Consider the following 18992-nt stretch of genomic DNA (forward strand, 5'->3'; position numbering starts at 1 on the left):
GAAAACCATGTCATCTCAATCCGAAACGCCGGAATTCACCGAATGGCAGCAGATTGTCACACTGTTTCGTCAGGCTTCTGCCGATGGTAAAGATGAGCTGTTGCTGCGTCTGTTATTAACGCCGGATGAGCGCGAATCTCTGATCGCCCGCGTGAATATCTTCCATGAATTGCTCAATGGCGAGCGCAGCCAGCGTAAAATCAGCGAGCTGCTCGGCGTTGGCGTCGCCACCATTACCCGCGGCTCCAATGAGCTCAAACATCACGATGAAGAAATCCGTCACTGGTTGTCGGCATTTCTGCAGGAACAGTCGAAAGGCTGACGCTCCTTTTCCCCTATTCAAATGTTCCCTCCCCTTGAAAAGGGGGAGGGACAGATCGAGCTTGCTGTAATTTCAGGCATTCCCTTCGATTATGAGGTGAGGATTCGGGTGGGGTTCGTACAGCGCGCACGGACTTGGCATTGGTGCCAGATAACCCCCGCCTAACCTCCCCCTTGAAAAGGGGGAGGGACTGCTCGAGTTTGTTGTAATTTCAGACATTCCCTTTGAATGTGAGGGGAGGGTTAGGGTGTGGTTCGTACAGCGCGCACGGACTTGGCATTGGTGCCAGATAACCCCCGCCTAACCTCCCCCTTGGAGGAATTGTCCAAGTTTGTTGTGAGTCCAAACGTTCCCTCCCCTTGGCAAGGGGAGGGTGGGGTTCGTACAGCGCGCACGAATCTGGCATTGGTGTCAGATAACCCCCGCCTAACCTCCTCCTTGGAGGAATTGTCCAAGTTTGTTGTGAGTCCAAACGTTCCCTCCCCTTGGCAAGGGGAGGGTTAGGGTGGGGTTCGTACAGCGCGCACGGACTTGGCATTGGTGCCAGATAACCCCGCCTAACCTCCCCCTTGAAAAGGGGGAGGGACAGATCGAGTTTGTTGTAATTTCAGACATTCCCTTTGAATGTGAGATGAGGGTTCGGGTGGGGTTCGTACAGCGCGCACGAATCTGGCATTGGTGCCAGATAACCCCCGCCTAACCTCCCCCTTGGAGGAATTATCCAAGTTTGTTGTGAGTCCAAACGTTCCCTCCCCTTGGCAAGGGGAGGGTTAGGGTGGGGTTCGTACAGCGCGCACGAATCTGGCATTGGTGTCAGATAACCCCCGCCTAACCTCCTCCTTGGAGGAATTGTCCAAGTTTGTTGTGAGTCCAAACGTTCCCTCCCCTTGAAAAGGGGGAGGGAGTGTTCGAGTTTGTTGTAATTTCAGACATTCCCTTTGAATGTGAGATGAGGGTTCGGGTGGGGTTCGTACAGCGCGCACGGACTTGGCATTGGTGCCAGATAACCCCCACCTAACCTCCCCCTTGAAAAGGGGGGAGGGACAGATCGAGTTTGTTGTAATTTCAGACATTCCCTTTACTTGTGAAGTGAAGATTTGGGTGGGGTTCGTACAGCGCGCACGGACTTGGCATTGATGCCAGATAACCCCCGCCTAACCTCCCCCTTGAAAAGGGGAGGGACAGATCGAGTTTGCTGCAAGTCGCGTTAATCTGTGGTGTACAGGGCCGGATTGATAAAGGGGATCAGTGCCAGGATCAGCGCCTGATGGTACACACTGCTGCGGCTGAGCCGATGATCCGTCAGCATGGCGATGGCCCCGCCTTGTTGCTTCACATTCTGTTGTTGGAACATATCATCCATCACGTCCCCCAATTCTTCTCCCTCATGCAGGCGAGTCAGCGCCTGTGGCGGCAGAGGCAGTGACGCAGAGCGTGATTCGCCGCGTTGCTGGCCGTTCTCAATTACCATCCAGGCGAAAGTTGCCCCGCCGTCCAGACCCGCTTCCAGGCTGACATAATAATCCGCTGCTGGCTGAAGTTGCTTAGCATGTGTCACCCGGTTGCGGGCACCTGTCAGCGTCTCGTCGGCGCACATCGGTTGAGCCCGGACACCACTGTCGACAGCCAGACCTTCAATGTTCAGTTTTATCTCAGGGAATACGTCACGGAATGCGGCTTCGACAGCACGGATTTTGGCTGGATTGGTTGAGGCAACAATAATTTGGATCGGGGAAGTTGGGGTGTGCATGATTCGCTCCTTCAGTTCACGCCGCTATTGTACGTGTTGAAAGGACGCTGTCACCCCTGATCTGCAACAAGGTGCGTTCACAGATCAGGAAGCGAGACAGGATCACCAGACAGGCGATCAGATCCGGTCGAAAGACCAGTCAGACTGAATGATATAACCGTGGATTTTGAACTCGTCGTGATTGACGAACAGGTTCGGGAAATCCGGCTGAGAGGTTGAAAACACCACACCGTCGGCCAGTTGCGTCATGTGATAGAAATCGGGCTCGCTGCCGCGAACTGATGCAAACACAGGCTGTTTCGGGCGATACGGCGCTTTGCGTGTGGCCAGCGCATAGCTGCCCAGTGGCGCACATTGCGCAATGTTTTCGTTATCCACCAACAGGCCCAGACAGTCTTCGCGGCTGAGATGGTGCGGGATAGCCCGCTTGCTCAACACTTCCACTTTGCCACCATCCCGGTAAGACAGATAGTCTTTGCGGTGAATGATCGGAATGTAAGTGGATGTGGTGTTATGGCCGGTTTCCTGGCTGATAGCCGTGGTTGCCTGAGTCCCGGAATCAATCTGACCCGTCAGCAGGTAGCTGATGGAGGTGTTCAGGGTTTGGGCAATCTTTTCCAGCTCACGGACTTCGATACCATACTTACCGGACAGCTTACGGCTCATGGTGCCTTGTTGCAGACCCAGTGTTTCTCCCAGTTGTTTTTGGCTGATCCCTTGGATTTTCGCCAGGCGTTTAATGCGCTCTAAATATTCCATATGAATGGCTTCCCGCTCGCAGAAAAAAAGAATGCGAAAGGCATTCGCAAAAGTCATAAATTATTTTACTGATATCCTTGTCTAAAGGTTTTACTCAAGCTGAAAAGTGCGATGGATTTCGTCAAAGGAATATGCATTTGCACTCAATTGGGTAAAAAAAGGAACAATATTTTCTCAGTAAAATAAGCCAGCAGGAAAAATCAGTCTGCCACCCGCGCATAAAAATATCATATCAATCTCCCCACCGGAATAAATTTAGTGCATGAAAAGTGAGGTTTTGTGCATATTTTCTGTTATGCAACATCACGATTTTCGGGATAATCCAAATGGGATGTGAGCTTGCTTCAAAGCTGTTTAGCGCTTTATTTTTTGAAAACGATCTCATATCCCCTGAGGCGATGTGTGAAATCTCTATAGTTCTGCCTGAAAATATCCTGTCAGAGAATAATCCGAGGCTGTTCTTGACTCATTCAAGAGATGGCAACCCAAAAATGGGTAACGAAAGACCGAAATCTTCAAGCAAAGATTCGGGGCGCAAAATAATTCGGTTGCCATTGGATCAACAGCGCCGTTTTCTTAGCCTTATGACGACACCGGCAAGCGCCATCGCATAAGCTCAGAGGATGTTCAGTGATTGCTTCCGGTAGGTTCGAGCATGCAGCAACGGATGCGGCCTTTTGTCTGGCTGATTGGGCTGGTCAGTCTTCTGGTGTCGTGGTGCGCTTTGGCTGAAGAAGCGGCACTGACGACTTTGCATCAAAAAGAGCCCTATCTTTCCTGGGATCAGACAGCATCAAAAGCCCGGCAACTGCTGAAGGATGCGTCTGCTGAAACGGCTGCGCTGGAGCAGCTCCGGGCCACGCTGGCGGATCAGCGTGCCGAAGCGTATCAATTGTCTCAGGATAAGTCGGTGGACGTTCGCTGGCTTGAAGCGCAGATCAAATCTCTCGGTCCGGAACCCAAAGACGGTGACAGTGAACCTGAAGTCATCGCCAGCCGCCGGGCGGAGCTGGAGAACGAACTTGCCACCGCCAGCGCCCCGATATTTCTGGCCGATGCCGCCTATGAACGGGCAAATTTGCTGGTGGGAGAAATCGATCAGCAGATCCGCCAGCAATTGGCCGATAAACTGCTCACCAAAAGCCCGACACCGCTCTGGCCCGGACATTGGGGTGATGCCCTGCGGGAACTGAAGCGCTACGCCAGTCAGCTCAGGCAGGAATTCCGGGCCGTCCGGCAAGATGCCAAACAAAATCAGGCCATGACGGGGTCGATTCTGCCCTTCGTTGCCCTGACGGGGCTTGCGGTACTGATCATGCTGCTGGTGCAACCCTGGGCAATCAACCAGCTAGACAGATTCAGCCGCAGTCTGACCCGGAAAAGTACGATTTTAGCCTGTAATCTGTTTTCCACTTTGCTCCGGCTGGTTTTTCCGTTACTGACGGCGATGTTATTACTGACTGCCATCGGCGTACTGAAACTGCCGCTGGCTTCTGCTCAGATGACGATCCGTGCTTTGGGTGCCGTTGCTTTTTATATCGTGCTCAGTCACTGGCTGGGTTTTTTGATCTTCCGGCCCAATGCGCCCGAACAGCGGATCGTTCAGCTGGATAACCCGTCGGCGAGGGAAGGGATGCGCATTTGCCAGTTGCTCGGGCTGTTTATCGGCCTGATTGTGCTGCTCACCGCGCTGAAAGGAGATTACTCATTTTCGGCGGCCAGCTCAGCCATTTTTACATTTCCGGCGATCCTGCTGGGCAGCTGGCTGATGTGGCGTCTGGCGCAGCTGCTAAGTCAAGCGGCCCACAGCGCCGCATCACATGCGCAGGAGAGCGAGCAGGGCAGCCATGTCAGCCGGGGGATCCTGAATGCACTGGTCTGGCTGATGAAAACCTCCAGTGTGCTGAGTGTGGTGTTTGTCTGTCTCGGCTACGACAGTCTGGCGCGGCAGGCCATTATTCCTATGGTGATGTCCATTGCGCTGCTGGCGTTCGCCATGGTGATCTATTACGGGCTTTTGAATCTGATGGCCCGGATTTTCACCCGGGATGACAAAGAAGAAGACGCAGGCCCCAGTGAAAGTCTGTTGCCTATCATGCTGATTGTGATCATCTTCTTCCTGTTCGCACCTGCACTGGCTCTGATCTGGGGCGCACGCCTCACGGATATTGCCGAAGTCTGGCGGTTGCTCTCTGACGGCATCGAGCTGGGCGACGTGCGTTTATCACTGGATGTCATCATCACCTTTTTTGTGGTGTTGCTTGCCGGGATCCTGCTGACCCGCTGGATTCAGTATGTGTTGCGCAATTCTGTTTTACCGAAAACCAAGACCGACCCCGGCGCGCGTACCGCGATTGTGACCGGGCTTGGCTATGTCGGCTATACACTGTCAATCATCATTGCGGTCTCTGCCGCAGGGCTTAATCTGTCCAGCCTGGCTGTCGTGGCCGGGGCGCTTTCGGTCGGGATTGGTTTTGGCTTGCAGACTATTGTGTCGAACTTTGTTTCCGGGATTATTCTGCTGATTGAGCGGCCTATCAAAGAGGGCGACTGGATTGAAGTGTCCGGCCATTCAGGATTCGTCCGCAAAATCGCAGTGCGATCCACCCGGATCGAAACGTTTGATCTGCAGGATGTAGTGGTGCCCAATTCCGATCTCATCGCCGGTATCGTCAAGAACATGACCCTGCGTTCTAACCACGGCCGACTGGTTGTATCCGTTGGCGTGGCCTACGGCAGCGATCTCAACCTCGTGAAAGAAGTCCTCATGGACGCCGCCAAGAACCACGCCATGGTCCTGAGCTACCCCGCACCCAGCCTCGTATTCACCAGCCTGGGCGACAGCGCCCTGCAATTTGAACTGCGATGTTTCATCCGCGACATCAAAGAATTCATGGTCGTTAAATCCGATCTCCTGTTCGAAATCTACCAGACCCTGACCGACAAAGGCGTCAGCATCCCATTCCCGCAACGGGACGTTAGCATTAAAGGCCTCGAAGCGCTGGTCAAAGCGTGGGGGAAGAAAGGGGTGTCGAGAGATGAGGGATAGCAGGATGAATAAAACAAAAATCCCGCCGGGGCAGGACCTTGGCGGGCTTTGTGGTATCCGAAGATGTTGCTTTTCACTTTATGGCGCATTGTCAGTGAGTCAAGCTGTAATGCTAAGGTGCAGTTGAGCGTGAACCGGATGTCTAAACTCCCATCTCGATTTCTTTCAGCGATCGGCCTTGAGCGTCGCGCCAGTAGTCAGGCCCGCTGCAGGGATAGCCAAGCAGCACAGCGGAGGCCTGCGAGGCACTGGTAAACAAAATATTATCGGTGGCAATCAGCTTGTCATCGTTCTCGACTAATAACCCTTTTTCTATCAGGCCGGCTCTCAATTTGGTGTAGCCAATCGAAAGGCTCTTTTGTGCGTCCGGCAATGCCTGAGAGTTTTTGAGGACCACAATGCCTTCATCGGTTAACTTGGCAGTCGCGTCAATTTTTTTAACTTTCAGCTTTAACAGGCTTTTCTGTTGCGTTTCGGTTTCCTGAGGATCGAAGATGACTTTCGGCTCGAGTAATTTATGGCCCAGAGAGCCAATCACAACGCGGATGCTGTCGATAAATGTTTCCATGGCATCTCTGTCTCCACGGGGCAGAGATGAGGTTGGTGGGCGTTTGTCGTTATCCAGTGCGTATCGGTTCGATGACATGACAATCTCGATGAGCCGGGCTTCCAGATATTTCACATGTGCTTTGGTCAGGTTTTCATCTTTGTTGGTAAAGCAGATGGCTTCATTCCAGAAATCTTTTGCCGCGATGTGTTGCTGCAATCGCCTCTGGATGTGCTCTGCTTCACCAATGTAAACAAGGTTTTTGCCCGTATCGGAATCAAACCCAAACAGAAAATAGACGCCCGGTCTTTGTGTCTCTTCCCAATCCGTCAGATCTTTGACATGAATGCGGGGAACAGCAATGGCTTGTCCGGTCCAATTAACAATTTCTGCATGGCGAATGCCGGTCACCGTTCCGTTTGCGAGATAAATTTTGAGTTGTGTGCCACGCGCCATATGAAAAGCCTTTGAATTCGAAGAGATTAATTCAAAGCATGCTAATACGAATGTATTGTTATTTCTATCGCTTACGCTGGAAAATGAGTTTGTCGTGGTTAACTTATTCAGGAACAGGATGGCCTCATGGGCGTCGATATCTAACCCTTTCCTCTTCAACTAATGGGCAAAATCGTCACACGCTTAAGTTTAAAAGCCGCGATGTTGGCATTCTTGTCGATGGCTAACAGGTCGATACGACGACGGCTGTCTTCCCAGTCTGAAAACTCCTCTGGTATCACCAAACAATCAGGAGCGATGGCATCAATACAGCCTTTCAACGCTTCTTGTAAATCGTGCCGCTCTTGCAGCCCTTCGGCTGCAAAAGTGGTCGGTGTCAGTGCGGTGAGGTTTTTATTGGCGATATTGTAAATGCTCATGATTATATCGCCTGTTCAACAATGGCATCAGTGAGGTGAAGCTGCGTTTTTTGACTGTTACGAAGGCGTTGTTTGAGTTGGTCGCAAACTAAAGTCATTGAAGACGTAACACTCACTATACTGTTCTGTTGGGTTCTTGGCGGAAGAGGGATAACAAATTCTCTGAGTAAACTTAAGTTTAAACCTTTGTAAGCTATCCCCTTTAAATTGGATTCAATCATCAACCAAAAGAAAGGAGAAAGAATTAAGTTTCTCAGATATTCACCTGAAATAGCTTTATTGACAGCCAACATTGCAACCTCTCTTGCAATGTTATACCCGTTCAAACTATCAGGTACTAATGCTACACCACCAAGAGTACCGCGAATGTTTAAAAGAACCTCTCCTCCTTGAAGTCTTGTTCTTTTGTATTGTTCTTCAATACCTTCAACAACATTCCGAACCCCAGACAAATCAATATACCCAGGCTTAACATCACTGCATCTTAGTGTAGGAACTCCTCCAAGTTCAGGCTCAGCCTCCAACTTAATGATACCGTAGGAAATATCTCGCTCTGGGTCGATCACCTCCAATAAACGACACCACTCCCATCCATTCGGCAGTTCAAACGGCTTTTCATCTTCAGAAATCGGCGGTAGCGCTTTTTGCTTTTTGATTTTCTTATCTTTGACTAGCTGCGCTTTTTCTTCCGCAATTCTTTTCAGTAACTCAGCAGCAGGCTCGTCATTTGGATCTTGCGGAACCAACTTACCCATCACCGCCAGTTGTAGGATGGTTTGCTTAAGCTGGTCGATACTCTCTTCAGTAGTGAATAAAGTATCGAAATACTCACTGATTCGCGCCCAGTTTTGCATTAACTCGTCAGCATCGGCAGAGTTGGTGAGTGTATCCAAAAGAGTTGTTACCAGCACTTGATACGCTTCAATACTGGCTTCGGTTTGTTGCTCTAGCTGATCGCAGAGTGCCATTAGCTCATCGACTTTGGCGACAATGCGATGTTGTTCTTCAATCGGAGGAATATAAACAACTAATTCTTTAAGAACAGAAGCTTTGATTCCTTTTGCTGTTGTTCCTGTCGCTTTTTCGGATAATAAATTCTGAAAGCTTGGAGACATAAGAAATAAACGTAGATAATTCGAAATATCGCTTAAGTGAAATTGCAGGCAGATTGCTCGCTGAGCTAATGCAAACTTTTCTTCTAGATCTACTTGAGCTACGTTGCCTAGTGGTGCTTCAGGAGTAAACAAAATATCACCAATGCGAGGAAAGCCCCTTGTCATCCAGGTTTTATATTCTGCCTCTGATATGAACTCTTCAGGTTGTAGGGATAAATAACCAAACTTAACATTCTTGGCTGTAATAAGGCGCACACCTGCGTTCAACTTTTTTGGTGTCTTGCCCCTGTAATCGATAAATTTTGCTAAGTTTCCTAGCTTAATTCTGCCCCAAGTTTCAGGAACTAAAATATATTCTTCACTATCAAGAATACTCTGACTAGCTTTTGTCTTAAGGTTTTCTTCAACAGTTAATCTTGACTGCTCTATATGATTTTTTTTGAGTAAGGTTGCAACAGGCTCATCATTGAGGTCTTGTGGGACTAACTTACCACGAACCGCTAGTTCAAAAATCAGCTCACGCAGCTTCTTAACACCGTAAAGTTCCAGTTTCTTGCTGCTACCGCGACCAGAGGTCGATTTGGTCTTAACTGCTGAAGTCCAAATATGAATGTGCTCGGTGATTAGGTTCTCTAAAGCCATTATTGCTCTCCACCTTGCTTTTTATCTTGAATGGTAGAGCTAAGCGCATCACCGAGAATGTCTTTCAGTTGGTCACGTAGTGCCTTAATTTCTTGCTGTTGTTGCTGATAGCTCGCCAGTAACTCTTCAGGATCATGGCTGACGACTTCGTCCTGATACGGGTTTTTAATATCAAGGTTAAAGTTGCGCTCGATAATATCTTCAATCGACACTTTCCAAGCTTGCTTGGTCTCGATGCGGCTAGCGAATCCATCGGCCTCGTTACCCCACCAATCGATCTCTTGCTGGAACTCCTCAAACTTCATTGGTTTGGTTTTGCTGTAGTTCTTCACGCCTTCTGGGTAAGGGTGCTCATAGAACCACACTTCTTTGGTCGGTTGGCCTTTGGTAAAGAACAGAATGTTGGTCTTAATACCTGTGTATGGGTTGAACACGCCATTCGGTAAGCGAACAATCGTGTGAAGGTAACATTCTTTCGTCAGCATCTTTTTGATTTTGGTTTTTACACCTTCACCAAACAGGGTGCCATCAGGCAACACCACTCCTGCGCGACCATTTTTATCCAAGACTTCGACAATAAGCTGCAAGAACAGATCGGCGGTTTCACGAGTTTGCATTTCGGCAGGGAAGTTCTTTTCAATCCCGTCCTCTTCTGTACCGCCAAACGGTGGGTTAGTCGCAATCACATTGATATTGCTATCCCAGTTTGAAAGCGGTTTATTGAGCGTGTTGCCATGCTTAATCTGCACAGGGACTTCGATGCCGTGGAGCATCATGTTGGTGATACACAGCAAATGTGGCAGTTGTTTCTTCTCTACACCATGGATTTGCTTTTGCAGAGTTTGGTGGTCGGCTGCGCTTGTTACGTAGTTCTCTTTAACGTGATCGAACGAGCAAGCCAGGAATCCGCCCGTACCGCATGCTGGATCCATAATCTGCTCACCCAGTTTAGGGTCAAGACGATTGACGATAAAGCGAGTCACTGCGCGAGGGGTATAGAACTCACCTGCGTTGCCTGCGCTTTGAAGATCGCGCAGAATTTGCTCGTAGATATCACCAAATAGGTGTCTCTCATTGGAGTCGGTAAAATCAATTTCGTTGAGCTTGTTAATCACCTGACGAAGCAACGTGCCGTTTTTCATGTAGTTGAAGGCATCACTAAAGGCTTCTTTCACCACATAGCCGCGCGGGTTAATATCACTCGGTGCCGTTAGGTTCTTCAGTTTAGGGAACAAGTCATCGTTAACAAACTCAAGCAGTTCATCACCTGTAATGCCTTGATTATCTGCCGCCCAGTGACGCCATAGGTACTTCGCTGGGATGGGTTCGCGGTAATCATCTAGCTCGAACTCCAGCTCTTCTTCTTGGGCATCAAACACTTTAAGGAATAAAAGCCAAGACATTTGGCCCAGACGCTGTGCGTCACCATCAACACCTGCATCTTTACGCATGATGTCTTGAATGGACTTAATCACTGAACTGATTGACATGGTTTACTACTGCTAACGGACAAAAAATTGGGTCGGATCATAACAGATTTGATGCGAAATAAGTGAACTTAACATTATGATACTGAGTGAGTATTCGTGATTTAATATGTCGCTGTGAAGGTAAAGATAACCGACTTCATGTTTACCGCTGTATAAGAAGGGATTCACTGTATTTTCAAGGAGAGCAATATGTATAAAGGACATTGGTATGACGTGATGGGAAAAAAGCGAACCGACCTGAGGGCGATGACTTTAGACTTTGAATCGCTTCAGCTTGCTTTAGATGAAGCAATGAGTGTCTTGCCAGATACTCGCTTGATCGTAATGAATGAGAACTTGAATTGGGGGCTGATTTCAATCGAAGGGACCAAGCGTATGTTGATATGTAAGTTGTCTACCCCTGGTTAACCACTTAAATATTAAGGTTATGCTACCTGACTCACTGTTTTGTTTTTAAGCTACTCGTATCATATTTCCCGTCTGAGATAGGAGATTAATATGACATGTAGTTGCTGTCACAAGCGTTTAAATATAGGGATGATTCATAAAAAAGATCCTTACACGGGTCAGAAGTTCAAATCATGTCCTCACTGTTCTGATGCTAATGGGGGAGAGCACATTTTTCACCCTTACCCATCGTCCTTTGGTAAAACACCTGCTAGAGTTACGGCTCGAAACCCAGAAGGATACCAAAGCTACTGCATTGATTGTCGTCGACTCGATAGAGGTGTGCAATCTCAAACCTATATGAATGGGAAAAAATGCGGTAGTCTTGTATAGGAATCTGATGAATTTATATCAAGACGATGCAGTAAAATGGTTATCAACGCTCGATTCTGAGAGCGTTGATTTAATCATCACAGATCCGCCTTATGAGTCTTTAGAAAAGCATCGAAAGATTGGTACGACGACCAGACTAAAAGTGAGCAAATCCTCAAGCAACCAATGGTTTGATATATTTCCTAACCAAAGGTTTGAAGAGCTTCTTCTCGAAATATATCGGGTACTCAAGAAAAATTCCCACTTTTACCTTTTTTGCGACCAAGAAACTATGTTTGTCATTAAACCTATTGCAGAGAAAGTCGGGTTTAAGTTTTGGAAGCCTATTATTTGGGATAAGGTTTGTATCGGTATGGGATACCATTACCGCGCACGCCATGAGTACATCTTATTTTTTGAAAAAGGTAAGAGAAAACTGAATGATCTGGGAATGCCAGATATATTAACGCATAAGCGGGTATTTAAAGGCTATCCAACTGAAAAGCCAGTAAGTTTACTTGAAGTACTTGTTACTCAAAGCAGCAAGGAAGGGGAGTTAGTCATAGACCCGTTTTTTGGCTCGGGTTCAACGTTGATGGCTGCTGATAATCTAAAAAGACGGTTTAAAGGGAATGATATATCGTCAGCAGCACATGAACATTTTCGCCAGCGTATTTTGCCTGTAAGCAAGAAAGTCAGTTAAATTGAACGGCTACCTGATGGTAGCCGTGTGGCGAAATTAAGTTAAGTGCTATGCCGACTGATAAATTGCAAACTCCAGTTCAGTGATGGCTTCCAAGTACTGCTCTTTACCACCAAAACCTTTTTTGATGATTTCGAGAGGGCGACCCATTTCATCAAAAGGTTTTACTTTCAGTACATGGATGTTCTCAATTTCTTGCACACCTTCGTCAGCATATTTATCAAGAAGGTTATTGAGCACCTGCTGAGCGGTTTCGCCATACTTCGTAAAGTAATTACGCTTTTTGACGTTTTCAGCGCGTTCTTTCCTTGTTAATGGCGGCTGATCGTAGACGACATGACAAATCATATCGAATGGATCGAGGTCCTTACCGACCTCCAGTTCTAGCACCTCCCAGATGATACCTGCTTCAGCGAGCTCATCAATGATCGCTTGCTTCTTGTCGGCATCTTGCCAGCGCTTAACAAAGTCATCCATTGAGGTGAACTGTTTTGCCATCGTCTTGCGTGTGTAGTCTTTAAATGACTCGGTGACTAGCTTTCCATCTGCGTCATAGTACTGAACACGCTCGGCAATGGCTTTAACGGTGACACCATTGACATGGAATTTGCGAACGCGGTTTTCGTTTTGCCAATCAGCATCATCGATCGAGTTGCTACCATCAGAATAGGTATTGCCAGACTCATATGAAGCTTCAGGTTCATGAATGCTGGTTGGATCGGTGTCTTCTTCAAATGGATTATCTTGTTCAGACTCGTTTACATCATCAATGATTTCATCGAGCCCTTCATCAGTTTCAAAATCTTCTGGTGTGGTATCTTTGACACGTTCAGGAATGCCATCAAAGCGTTCATCAGCAAACAGCTCTGTGGCTTTTTTGAAGTCGAGAATGGTAAACCATAGCTTTCCGTAACGATCATCAATTCGAGTACCGCGACCAATAATTTGCTTGAACTTGGTCATCGACTGTATGCCTTGGTCAAGAACAACCAGCTTACAAGTTTTTGCATCGATGCCCGTTGTCATCAGCTCCGAAGTGGTTGCGATGACTGGATAAGACCTCTTCGGGTTGATGAAGTTATCGAGCTGTGCTTTACCGATTTCATCATCGCCCGTAATCTTCATGACGTATTTTTCGTTTTTGGCAACTTGCTCTGGGTTACAGTTGATTAGCGCTCGGCGCATGCGTTCTGCATGGTCAATGTCGTTACAGAACACAATTGTTTTCGCCATTGGATCGGTGTGCTTGAGATAGTTGGTAATGGTTTGTGCGACAAGCTCAGTACGTTCATCGATGACCATGGTTCTATCGAAATCTTTCTGGTTATAGATTCTATCCTCAATGATTTCACCATGCTTATCGATTTGACCTTTCGTTGGTCGCCAGCCTTGAAGATCCACATCAATATCCACACGAACTACTTTGTAAGGTGCAAGGAAGCCATCTTCGATACCTTGTTTGAGGGAATAAGTATAAATGGCATCGCCAAAGTACTCAGCATTTGAAACGATATCGGTTTCCTTTGGCGTGGCAGTTAAACCGATTTGAGTTGCAGAACCAAAGTATTCAAGAATCTCTCGCCATGCACTGTCTTCGGAGGCGCTCCCTCTGTGACACTCGTCGACAACAATCAGGTCAAAGAAGTCAGGATCGACTTGTTTATAGGCTTTCTGATGCTCTTCTGGTCCAGTGAGCGCCTGATAAAGCGCAAGATGGATTTCGTAAGCTGGATCGACTGTTCGCCCCGTGACTTTTGTCATTGCTGTGCCAAAAGGCTGGAAATCGTTAGTCTTAGTTTGATCGACTAGGATGTTTCTATCTGCCAAAAACAGGATGCGTTTTTTGGCTCGTGACTTCCACAAACGCCAAATGATTTGGAAAGCGGTGTAGGTTTTCCCTGTGCCTGTTGCCATAACCAGTAGCACTCGGTCTTGGCCTGCTGCCACGGCTTCGACCGTTTTGTTTATCGCTTGTAGCTGATAGTAGCGGGGAGACTTTCCGCTACCGTCATAATGGTAATCTTGAGTGATGACTGGAAGGTGTTCGGTTTTGTAGCCTTTCCAAACGCAGTACTTGTCCCATAGTTGCTGAGGTGTTGGAAAGTCTTCAAGTCGAATTTCTATTTCGAGTTGAGCTGAGTTAGTTTTGTCATGAAAAATGAAACCGTCACCATTTGAAGCAAAAGCAAACGGAACGTCGAGCAAGGTGGCGTAGTCCAGCGCCTGCTGCATGCCTTTGCCAATATCATGTTTGTTGGCTTTGGCTTCGACAACGGCTAAGGGCATGCTTGGCTTGTGGTACAGAACGATATCTGCTGACTTAACTTTTTTTCTTGCTGCCGCTTGGCCACGTACTATCACTTTGCCGTCTCGGAGTTTTACTTCCTGACGGATCTGGGACATGTCATCCCAGTCAGCATCTTTGATGGCTGGTAGAATAAATTTCGTGATGATGTCTGTTTCAGACAGCTTTGCTTTATTTATTGTCGATTCCATGCGATTAGCCAGCTCATTACAAATGCATTTGCATGACTATATCAAACGATGAATAAAAGCAGAAAAGATACCGACTTATGAGTGATGCGGATAACGGAATGGCTATCCAAACAGTTTCACTACATCTTTAGCTATTCTTTGGATAACTTTAAAACGGGAGGTTTTGATGAAACAAACAAAAAGCCCGCCAGGTCAGGACCTCGGCGGGCTTTGTGACATCCGAAGATGTCGTCGTATATACGATTTGGTGGAGCTGGCGGGAGTTGAACCCGCGTCCAAAATCACTCTAACCAATGGCGCTACATGCTTAGTTTGTCTTTAATCTCGTCAGAACGCTGCGAACAAACACGCCACGCTAAGACACACCTGAATTAGTTTTAACGCTTCCGCTCCCAGGTCAAAGCTTCCACGCGATCTCGTTTGGGTTTGACTACCCTTGGTCCCCGTCCTACGAGCTAAGGCTAGGGAGGATAGGCTCTAAGCAGGTTATTAAGCTGCTAGTGCGTAGTTTTCGTCGTTTGCGACTATTTTTTTGCGGCTTTTTAAAGAGGCCAACCGCACCTCTGCATGCTCCACAGGCCTTCATGATCCTGTCGAATCCTGAATCAGCCCCAAAGAGGTGTTCCATACTAGCAGAAAATTCTGCTAGGTCAATGACTACCGCGAACTATGCTTCATAATTCGTGCCTTATCGCGCTGCCAGTCGCGATCTTTGGCGTCGGCACGCTTGTCATGCAGCTTCTTACCTTTCGCGGTCCCTAATTTCAGTTTAACCCAGGATCCCTTCCAGTAAAGCGACAGGGCAACAATGGTTTCACCGTCGCGGTTCACGGCACCAATGATTTTGTCGAGTTCGCGGCGGTTTAACAGCAGCTTACGCACGCGGCCCGGATCGGTCACAACGTGGGTTGAGGCGGCGTTCAGCGGCGTGATGGTCATGCCAGATACGAACGCTTCGCCGTTACGCAAAAAGACGTAACTTTCTGTAATGTTTGCTTTACCCGCACGCAGAGACTTCACTTCCCAGCCCTGGAGCGAAATGCCGGCTTCATATTCATCATGAATCGAGAATTCATGGCGGGCAGACTTATTCAGCGCAATGGTGTTGCTGCCCGGCTTGTTTGGTTTTTTCTTTGCCATAGCTCGTTATTATACGTATTCAATCTGTTAGGGGGAACGATTTTCCCAAGGCCTGTGCCCATGATTTCACTGAGCCACTGAATCTTTGGCAGATCGCCGACTAATGGTATCATTAGCGGCGATATAGGGTTAAGGAGAAACTATGCCTCAAATCAGTCGCTCTGCACTGGTCCCGTTCAGTGCCAAGCAAATGTTTGACCTGGTGAACGATGTCGAGTCGTATCCGGCATTTCTGCCCGGATGCTCTGGCACTAAAATTCTGGAAAGCTCTACAGAACATATGATGGCGTCGGTAGACGTTTCCAAGGCCGGGATTAAAAAAACCTTTGTGACTCGTAACACGCTGGAAGGTATTCATAAAATCAGCATGCAGCTGGTGGAAGGGCCGTTTCGTAAACTGGTGGGTGGCTGGCACTTTACCGAGCTGGATACGGACGCCTGTAAGGTGGAGCTGAAGCTGGATTTCGAGTTTACCAATGTGCTGGTGGAAGCTGTGTTTGGCAAGGTTTTCCATGAGCTGACCAACAACATGGTGAACGCTTTTACCCAACGGGCCAGGGAAGTTTATGAGCTCTGAGCAAAATCATCTGATTCATGTGGAGGTGGTGTACGCGCTGCCCAACACCCAGCGGGTGATCAAACTGGCGATTACCCCGGATACGTCTGTACAGGAGATCATTGAGCGCTCCGGGGTGCTGGAAATGTATCCGGAGATTGACCTGAAAAAGAACAAGGTCGGGGTGTTCAGTCGTCCTGTGAAGCTGGACGCTCAAGTACACGAAGGAGATCGGATTGAGATTTATCGCCCTTTGCTGGCCGATCCGAAAGAAATTCGCCGCAAGCGCGCCGAACAGGCTAAGCAGGAAGCCCTGGCGGCAAAAAAAGCAAAGAAGGATGAAAGCGCAGATTCAGCGGAACATGCTGCTAAATCTTCTGAGCAAATGCCAGACACCGATGCCTGAGTCGAGCTCGATGTGAACCCGATAGAGAAAAGCTCGCCGAGGCGAGCTTTTTTGTGTTCTGTGTCCCATCACTGGTGAGCTGCTTAATTTAACGGATCGTTGAAGTTCGGCCCTGGCTGATAATCTCCGGTCATGCGGGTCAGCAAGCGGTTTTGATCAAAGGTTAAAATCAGATTTTTTTGTTCCGGCTCATTGTGGCCCGGTTTGTGGTAGAACACATAATACCAGGTGTTTGGGTATTCAGGCTCAACCAGCATTGGGGAACCCAGAACATAGCGTACTTGCTCCTGATTCATGCCATATCGCAGATTGTCGATATCCTTTTCATCCAGGTAGTTCCCCTGATTGATATCGATACGGTAGACCAAGCGTTCAACCAAAGAGCAGCCGCCCAGCAGGCTGACACTCAACGCCAGCGCGGCAAAAGTTTTCCAGTTCATAGCATCCCGGCAAAATAATCAGTTCTGTCTGTGATGATAAGCAAGTTACAGGCAAAGTGAAAGCACGATAAAAAAACTCGCCTCATCCGAAGGATGAAGCGAGGGTTGAGACGCATGAAATGTCAAAAAGTTGCATCTTAAAGCAGTAGAAAAGAGAGTTTTTGTTGAAACTATGCCGCGACCAGCAATTCTTTGGCGTTCGCCAGTGTACGTTCGGTAATTTCACTGCCGCCCAGTAAACGTGCCAGTTCACCAATTCGGGAGCTTTCGTCCAGCGGTTTCATGCTGGTTTCAGTCTGGCCCTTGCTGGTTTTCTTGGCGACAAACATTTGCTGATGGCCGCATCCTGCCACTTGTGGCAAGTGAGTTACACAGATAACCTGCGTTGAATCGCCCAGTGTGCGTAGCATCCGTCCGACAATGGCAGCAGTCGGGCCACTGATCCCCACATCGACCTCATCGAAAATCAGGCTTGGGGTTTCCACTTTCTGTGCCGTGATCACCTGAATGGCCAGTGAGATTCGCGACAGTTCACCACCGGAAGCCACTTTGCCCAGCGGTTGCAGCGGCTGACCCGGGTTGGTGGACACCATAAAGGTGATGGTATCGAAGCCCAGCGGTGTCAGCATCCGCTCCGGATCGCTGTGAATGTCGATCTGGAACACCGCTTTCTCCATGCTCAGTTCGTGCATGCTGTGCGAAATCTTTTTGTTCAGTTCTTTGGCATAACGCTGACGACTCTTGCTGAGTTTTTCCGCGCTTTCCAGAAACGCCAGACGTTTCTTCTCAACGGCATCTGCCAGCGCATCCAGTTTTTCGTCGCTGCCGTCGAGATTATCCAGTTCAGTCAGTAAATCCTGATGCTTTTGCCAGAGCTCAGCGGGCATCACATAGTGCTTGCGTGCCAGCGACATGATTGTTGCCAGTCGTTCTTCCAGAAACACCAGACGCTGCGGATCCATATCCAGATGATCCAAATATCCGCGCAATTCCTGGCTGGCTTCCTGGATCTGAATCATGGCTTCTTCCAGCATGGGCGCCAGTGTGCTGAGTTTGCTGTCCATCTCACCCAGATCAATGACCTGCTGGCTGGCTTGTTGCAGCAGTTGCAATGCATTAACTTCATCGCCTTCATAGAGGATGGACAGCGCATTCTGGCTGGTCAGTGCCAGATCGCCGGAATTCGACAGTCGCTTGTGCTCTTCTTCGATTTCCGCAAATTCTTCTTCCCTGAGGGCGAGATCATTGAGCTCTTTGACCTGATATTGGATCAGCTGTTTTTGTGCCTCGTTATCGGCACGGTTCTGACTCAGGCGGCTCAGTTCGTTCTTGGCCTGACGCCAGGCCTGATAATCACTGCGGACTGAATCCATCAGGCCATTGTGACCGGCATAGTTATCCAGCATTTCTTGTTGGTGTTCCGGGCGCATCAGCATCTGATGGGCATGCTGACCATGGATGTTGATCAACAGCTGTCCGAGTGCTTTTTGCTGAGAGGCTGGGACCGGACTGCCATTGATAAAGCCGCGGGAACGGCCTTCTTTGGTGATCACGCGGCGTAAAATACACTCGTCACCTTCTATCAGCTCATTATCTTCCAGCCAGCGTCGGGCGGCCTGATTGTTGCGCAGGGAAAAGGTCGCGTGAATTTCGGCTTTGCTTTCGCCGGGGCGCACCATGCTGGCTTCGGCGCGGTCGCCGAGGCACAGGCCCAGCGCGTCAATCGCAATCGACTTACCCGCACCGGTTTCACCTGTAATGGTTGTCATCCCAGGTTTCATCTCGAATTCGAGATCTTTGACAATAGCAAAATTAGAGATCGTCATATGAGCCAGCATGTGTGTTCACCTGTTTAAATCAACACCTGTTTATTTGCACAGTATATACTGTATCTACATACAGTAAAGTGCTGGTCGCAGAATTTCTTGTGAAAAATGTGATGT

Annotated in this window: 16 protein-coding genes, 1 other RNA gene and 1 pseudogene; 7 read left to right on the forward strand and 11 right to left on the reverse strand. The window is 48.4% G+C overall.

Annotation, left to right across the window (positions count from 1 at the left end):
• Positions 1-7 precede the first annotated feature (7 nt).
• Positions 8-322 carry a trp operon repressor gene (trpR, locus tag KDD30_RS02630; RefSeq protein WP_211647264.1) on the forward strand — a complete coding sequence of 105 codons (315 nt, stop codon included), beginning with the start codon at positions 8-10 and terminating at the stop codon, positions 320-322.
• 1207 nt (positions 323-1529) lie between these two features.
• Here the strand turns inward: trpR and yjjX are convergent.
• The gene (gene yjjX / locus KDD30_RS02635; protein ID WP_211647265.1) at positions 1530-2072 is read right to left on the reverse strand and encodes an inosine/xanthosine triphosphatase; all 543 of its coding nucleotides are present in this window, start codon (positions 2070-2072) and stop codon (positions 1530-1532) included.
• A 117-nt stretch (positions 2073-2189) separates the two neighbouring features.
• A complete protein-coding gene (locus KDD30_RS02640) occupies positions 2190-2831 on the reverse strand; it encodes a helix-turn-helix domain-containing protein (protein ID WP_211647266.1) in 642 nt (213 codons plus the stop codon).
• 326 nt (positions 2832-3157) lie between these two features.
• Here KDD30_RS02640 and KDD30_RS02645 point away from each other — a divergent pair, with 326 nt between their 5' ends.
• Both KDD30_RS02645 and KDD30_RS02650 read left to right on the forward strand, forming a co-directional pair.
• Entirely contained in the window at positions 3158-3445 is a 288-nt protein-coding gene (locus KDD30_RS02645; protein ID WP_211647267.1) for a hypothetical protein, read from the forward strand.
• Positions 3446-3486: 41 nt separating this feature from the next.
• A complete protein-coding gene (locus KDD30_RS02650; protein ID WP_211647268.1) occupies positions 3487-5880 on the forward strand; it encodes a DUF3772 domain-containing protein in 2394 nt (797 codons plus the stop codon).
• A 142-nt stretch (positions 5881-6022) separates the two neighbouring features.
• Here the strand turns inward: KDD30_RS02650 and KDD30_RS02655 are convergent, their stop codons facing one another.
• The 4 genes and pseudogenes from KDD30_RS02655 to KDD30_RS02670 all read right to left on the reverse strand — a co-directional run bounded on the left by KDD30_RS02655 (position 6023) and on the right by KDD30_RS02670 (position 10549).
• On the reverse strand, positions 6023-6883 hold the full coding sequence (locus KDD30_RS02655; protein WP_211647269.1) for a GIY-YIG nuclease family protein: 861 nt from the start codon (positions 6881-6883) through the stop codon (positions 6023-6025).
• 179 nt (positions 6884-7062) lie between these two features.
• Positions 7063-7302 (reverse strand): annotated as a pseudogene (locus KDD30_RS02660) (hypothetical protein); the annotation flags it as partial.
• A 2-nt stretch (positions 7303-7304) separates the two neighbouring features.
• On the reverse strand, positions 7305-9059 hold the full coding sequence (locus tag KDD30_RS02665) for a restriction endonuclease subunit S (RefSeq protein WP_211647270.1): 1755 nt from the start codon (positions 9057-9059) through the stop codon (positions 7305-7307).
• Complete coding sequence (locus KDD30_RS02670) at positions 9059-10549, reverse strand: N-6 DNA methylase (protein WP_211647271.1); 1491 nt, start codon at positions 10547-10549, stop codon at positions 9059-9061. The genes KDD30_RS02665 and KDD30_RS02670 overlap by 1 nt, the downstream gene beginning before the upstream one ends.
• Before the next feature lie 189 nt (positions 10550-10738).
• Between KDD30_RS02670 and KDD30_RS02675 the strand changes: the two genes are divergently transcribed.
• Together KDD30_RS02675 and KDD30_RS02680 are read left to right on the forward strand one after the other, a co-directional pair.
• Positions 10739-10957 carry a hypothetical protein gene (locus tag KDD30_RS02675; protein ID WP_211647272.1) on the forward strand — a complete coding sequence of 73 codons (219 nt, stop codon included), beginning with the start codon at positions 10739-10741 and terminating at the stop codon, positions 10955-10957.
• A gap of 379 nt (positions 10958-11336) precedes the next feature.
• Positions 11337-12011, forward strand: a complete 675-nt coding sequence (locus KDD30_RS02680) for a site-specific DNA-methyltransferase (RefSeq protein WP_211647273.1) — start codon at positions 11337-11339, stop codon at positions 12009-12011.
• Positions 12012-12059: 48 nt separating this feature from the next.
• On the opposite strand, the gene hsdR is transcribed toward KDD30_RS02680, so the two are convergent.
• The 3 genes from hsdR to smpB form a co-directional block, all read right to left on the reverse strand.
• Positions 12060-14507, reverse strand: coding sequence for an EcoAI/FtnUII family type I restriction enzme subunit R (gene hsdR, locus KDD30_RS02685; protein WP_211647274.1), 2448 nt, complete (start codon positions 14505-14507; stop codon positions 12060-12062).
• Positions 14508-14752: 245 nt separating this feature from the next.
• Positions 14753-15120, reverse strand: a transfer-messenger RNA (tmRNA) gene (gene ssrA, locus KDD30_RS02690).
• 44 nt (positions 15121-15164) lie between these two features.
• Complete coding sequence (smpB, locus tag KDD30_RS02695) at positions 15165-15647, reverse strand: SsrA-binding protein SmpB (RefSeq protein WP_211647275.1); 483 nt, start codon at positions 15645-15647, stop codon at positions 15165-15167.
• Between the two features lie 142 nt (positions 15648-15789).
• Between smpB and KDD30_RS02700 the strand changes: the two genes are divergently transcribed.
• Together KDD30_RS02700 and KDD30_RS02705 are read left to right on the forward strand one after the other, a co-directional pair.
• Positions 15790-16224: an SRPBCC family protein gene (locus KDD30_RS02700; protein WP_211647276.1), complete on the forward strand. Its 435-nt coding sequence runs from the start codon at positions 15790-15792 to the stop codon at positions 16222-16224.
• On the forward strand, positions 16214-16609 hold the full coding sequence (locus KDD30_RS02705) for an RnfH family protein (protein ID WP_211647277.1): 396 nt from the start codon (positions 16214-16216) through the stop codon (positions 16607-16609). Before KDD30_RS02700 ends, KDD30_RS02705 begins: the two co-directional genes overlap by 11 nt.
• 83 nt (positions 16610-16692) lie before the next feature.
• Here KDD30_RS02705 and bamE read toward each other — a convergent pair whose 3' ends face one another.
• Positions 16693-17049: an outer membrane protein assembly factor BamE gene (gene bamE, locus KDD30_RS02710; protein ID WP_211647278.1), complete on the reverse strand. Its 357-nt coding sequence runs from the start codon at positions 17047-17049 to the stop codon at positions 16693-16695.
• 170 nt (positions 17050-17219) lie between these two features.
• A complete protein-coding gene (gene recN, locus KDD30_RS02715) occupies positions 17220-18887 on the reverse strand; it encodes a DNA repair protein RecN (RefSeq protein ID WP_211647279.1) in 1668 nt (555 codons plus the stop codon).
• Positions 18888-18992: the final 105 nt, after the last annotated feature.

Source organism: Photobacterium sp. GJ3, from assembly GCF_018199995.1.
Taxonomy (GTDB): Bacteria; Pseudomonadota; Gammaproteobacteria; order Enterobacterales; family Vibrionaceae; genus Photobacterium.

Excerpts from the sequence above, each read along its gene's own strand:
- trpR (WP_211647264.1), top strand. The coding sequence starts at position 8 with ATGTCATCTCAATCCGAAACGCCGGAATTCACCGAATGGCAGCAGATT.
- yjjX (WP_211647265.1), bottom strand. The coding sequence starts at position 2,072 with ATGCACACCCCAACTTCCCCGATCCAAATTATTGTTGCCTCAACCAAT.
- KDD30_RS02640 (WP_211647266.1), bottom strand. The coding sequence starts at position 2,831 with ATGGAATATTTAGAGCGCATTAAACGCCTGGCGAAAATCCAAGGGATC.
- KDD30_RS02645 (WP_211647267.1), top strand. The coding sequence starts at position 3,158 with ATGGGATGTGAGCTTGCTTCAAAGCTGTTTAGCGCTTTATTTTTTGAA.
- KDD30_RS02650 (WP_211647268.1), top strand. The coding sequence starts at position 3,487 with ATGCAGCAACGGATGCGGCCTTTTGTCTGGCTGATTGGGCTGGTCAGT.
- KDD30_RS02655 (WP_211647269.1), bottom strand. The coding sequence starts at position 6,883 with ATGGCGCGTGGCACACAACTCAAAATTTATCTCGCAAACGGAACGGTG.
- KDD30_RS02665 (WP_211647270.1), bottom strand. The coding sequence starts at position 9,059 with ATGGCTTTAGAGAACCTAATCACCGAGCACATTCATATTTGGACTTCA.
- KDD30_RS02670 (WP_211647271.1), bottom strand. The coding sequence starts at position 10,549 with ATGTCAATCAGTTCAGTGATTAAGTCCATTCAAGACATCATGCGTAAA.
- KDD30_RS02675 (WP_211647272.1), top strand. The coding sequence starts at position 10,739 with ATGTATAAAGGACATTGGTATGACGTGATGGGAAAAAAGCGAACCGAC.
- KDD30_RS02680 (WP_211647273.1), top strand. The coding sequence starts at position 11,337 with ATGAATTTATATCAAGACGATGCAGTAAAATGGTTATCAACGCTCGAT.
- hsdR (WP_211647274.1), bottom strand. The coding sequence starts at position 14,507 with ATGGAATCGACAATAAATAAAGCAAAGCTGTCTGAAACAGACATCATC.
- smpB (WP_211647275.1), bottom strand. The coding sequence starts at position 15,647 with ATGGCAAAGAAAAAACCAAACAAGCCGGGCAGCAACACCATTGCGCTG.
- KDD30_RS02700 (WP_211647276.1), top strand. The coding sequence starts at position 15,790 with ATGCCTCAAATCAGTCGCTCTGCACTGGTCCCGTTCAGTGCCAAGCAA.
- KDD30_RS02705 (WP_211647277.1), top strand. The coding sequence starts at position 16,214 with ATGAGCTCTGAGCAAAATCATCTGATTCATGTGGAGGTGGTGTACGCG.
- bamE (WP_211647278.1), bottom strand. The coding sequence starts at position 17,049 with ATGAACTGGAAAACTTTTGCCGCGCTGGCGTTGAGTGTCAGCCTGCTG.
- recN (WP_211647279.1), bottom strand. The coding sequence starts at position 18,887 with ATGCTGGCTCATATGACGATCTCTAATTTTGCTATTGTCAAAGATCTC.